A 3374-nucleotide genomic window follows, 5' to 3' on the forward strand; every position below is an offset into this window, starting at 1 on the left:
TTTTAAAAAATATATTTTTATTATGAGGGCTCAAGATGTCTGACCTCTAACCTCCAACATCTATATAGTACAATAGATGATCAGGAAAAGTAAACAAAGAATATTATTAAGAAATAATTCCCATTCGAGATTTTATTTAAAGAACATTGATTTATCAGCCTTTATAGAGTGTTTTAACAATTTTATTCACAAAACGTCTACATTATTTCTATACCAATAGTATGATACTTTCATATTTTTTCAGATTATTTATAAGTAAAAAGACATACTTTTTACTTTCCCTGCCCTATAAGAGAAAAAGAAAAAAACTACTTTTTCCGGTTCAAATGAACAAGAAAAAGTAGTTCCTTTAATAGATCGTATTTGACTTAATAAGCTCCCCGAATATAACTTTTCACACTACTTTCATAGAAGCTTCTTATCCGTTGTAATTCTTTTTCAGTAAATGGCTTCGTATGAATAGCTTGAAGATTTTGTTCAACTTGTTTTGCATTTTTAAACCCGGGAATGGCACATGTTATGGCATCTTGGTCAAGAATCCAGCGCAAAGCAGCACTGCTTAAAGACTCACGACCTTCCGCTATCCAGGAAAGTTCCTCAGTAAGCTCTACTCCTTTCGCAAACTCAAGGCCTGCAAAAGTTTCGCCTACATTAAACTGTTCACCATTTGCATTAAAATGACGGTGGTCATCGTCAGCAAACTTAGTTTGATTCGTAAATTTACCTGTAAGTAGTCCGCTTGCGAGCGGCACACGTGCTAAAAGACCAACGCCTTGCTCTTTAGCTGCCGGGAACAGTTCCTCAAGGGCTTTCTGACGGAATACATTGAAAATAACTTGTAAAGCCTTAACACCTGGATTAGTCAGGCAAAAGAGTCCTTCTTCAACCGTTTCCACGCTTACACCATAATGACGAATCTTCCCCTCTTGCTGTAATTTGTCCAGTACCTCAAATACATTCGTATTTTTTAAGATTTCTAGAGGTGGACAGTGAATTTGATACAAATCAATCCGCTCACGGCCCAGTCTCTTTAAACTATCTTCACAATATGCACGAACTGCCTCTTCAGAATACGTTTTGGGGTCATGTATATCACCTGCTCTACAGAACTTTGAAGCGATATAAATTTGATCTTCTTTGCCTTTAGTAGCTTCACGAAGTAATTCTTCACTACGGCCATTTCCATATACATCTGCCGTATCAAAGAAATTTACGCCAAGCTCCATTGCACGATGTAAACCTAACAGCGCATCTTCAGTCGTAGACTTCCCCCAATCACCGCCTATTCCCCATGTTCCAAAACTAATCTCACTAACGTTTAATTCTGTATTTCCTAGTTTCCGGAATTTCAAAGAAAAGTCACTCCTTTATTTAAGATGATTTATTTTTATTGTAAACGTCGAAACCAACTGCAATTAAGAGAACCAGCCCTTTAATCGTTTGTTGATAATCGACACCTAACCCGATGAGGGACATCCCATTGTTCAAGACCCCCATAACCAGTCCACCCACTACCGCTCCAATCACAGTTCCTATCCCTCCATAGGCAGAAGCCCCGCCGATAAAGACAGCTGCTATCGCGTCTAACTCAAATGAGTTTCCTGCTTTTGGAGTAGCCGCATTCAATCGAGCTGCAAATAACAAGCCGGATAACGCAGCAAGGACACCCATATTCACAAATACCCAAAATGTCAGCCATTTTGTTTTAATCCCAGAAAGCTTAGCCGCTTTCTCATTGCCGCCTAGGGCATATAAATGACGGCCTGCTATCGTTTTATTCGTAATGAATGAGTACACAACAATTAAGACAACTAAAATGACAAGGATATTAGGAATTCCTTCATATGAAGCTAGGAAATAAGCAAATACATTCATCACGCCTACAATGAGAATTAGTTTTAAGGCAAATAACCACATTGGCAAGATGTCGAAGTTATAAGAAGCTTGTTGTTTTCTTTTTCTTATTTCCCCCCAGATTAAGATCAGTGAAATAACAACTCCAACAATCATGGTTAACAGATCCAAATCACCCGACTTATTAAGCCCTGGTATAAAGCCTGAACTCATTTGACGAAATGACGCTGGAAATGGTGCAATCGATTGTCCATCTAAGACAAGCATGGTAAGGCCGCGGAAAACCAGCATTCCAGCTAACGTAACAATAAACGCAGGTACCCGTAAAAACGCCACCCAAAAACCTTGCCACGCACCAATTAAGCCACCGATAATCAGACAAAGCACAACAGACAGCCATACAGGTAAATTCATTTCTACCATAAAGATGGCTGACATCGCTCCTACAAACGCGACAACTGAACCTACTGAAAGATCAATATGCCCGAGGATGATTACTAAAAGCATACCTATCGCTAGAACAAGGATATAGCTGTTTTGAAGAATTAAGTTCGTAATATTAATTGGTTTTAATAGAACACCTTCTGTTAAAATTTGAAAAAGAATCATAATTAGGACTAATGCGAGTACCATGCCATACTGTCTTAAATTATTTTTGAACAAACTAGCAAGCGTCTTCATTGCTGCTCCACCCCTGTTCTAGTCATATATTTCATTATTTTTTCTTGTGTAGCATCTTCTCTAGTGAATTCAGCGGTGAATTTGCCTTCTCTCATTACATAAATACGATCAGCTATCCCTAGTATTTCAGGTAACTCTGACGAGATGATAAGCACGCCTTTGCCTTGGTCAGCTAATGTATTAATAATCGAATAGATTTCATACTTAGCCCCGACATCTATACCGCGAGTTGGCTCATCAAGAATGAGAATATCTGGTTCCGTAAACATCCACTTGCTCAAAATTACTTTTTGTTGGTTTCCCCCGCTTAGGTTCATTGTTTTCTGCAGAATGCTTGGACTTTTTATATTCATTTGTTTCCGGTACTTTTCTGCCTCTATCACTTCTTGATGATCATTGACAATCGTATTCTTAGAAATTTTTTTCAGGTTCGCTAAGGTAATATTGGTTTTAATATCATCTTCTAGAACCAGACCGTACTGTTTCCGATCTTCTGTCACATAAGCAATTCCGTTGTTGATTGCTTGGGTTATATTTGTTAATTTCAGTTCTTTTCCATCTTTAAACAACTGTCCAGTAATTTTCTTACCGTAGGCTTTCCCAAAAATACTCATGGCAAGCTCCGTTCGTCCCGCCCCCATAAGTCCAGCTATTCCTACAATCTCACCGCTGCGGATAGAAAAGCTGACGTCTTCCACAATGTTTCTGTCCGGATTAGCCGGATCTTGAACTTCCCAATTCCGAACTTCAAAAATCGTTTCTCCAATATTAGGCGTATGATCAGGATAACGATTCGTTAAGTCCCGGCCAACCATTCCTTTAATAATACGGTCCTCTGT

3 protein-coding genes are annotated in these 3374 nt (G+C 38.7%); all 3 read right to left on the minus strand.

The window, feature by feature from the left end; translation table 11 throughout:
• Nucleotides 1-368: 368 nt before the first annotated feature.
• A complete protein-coding gene (locus AC52RT_RS14245; protein ID WP_495541351.1) occupies nucleotides 369-1352 on the minus strand; it encodes an aldo/keto reductase in 984 nt (327 codons plus the stop codon).
• A 19-nt stretch (nucleotides 1353-1371) separates the two neighbouring features.
• Nucleotides 1372-2535, minus strand: coding sequence for a multiple monosaccharide ABC transporter permease (gene mmsB / locus AC52RT_RS14250; RefSeq protein ID WP_495541352.1), 1164 nt, complete (start codon nucleotides 2533-2535; stop codon nucleotides 1372-1374).
• Nucleotides 2532-3374: ATP-binding cassette domain-containing protein (locus AC52RT_RS14255; protein WP_495541353.1), on the minus strand; the 843-nt coding region annotated here is incomplete at its 5' end. The genes mmsB and AC52RT_RS14255, both read right to left, overlap by 4 nt.

The organism is Peribacillus sp. (genome assembly GCF_059453735.1).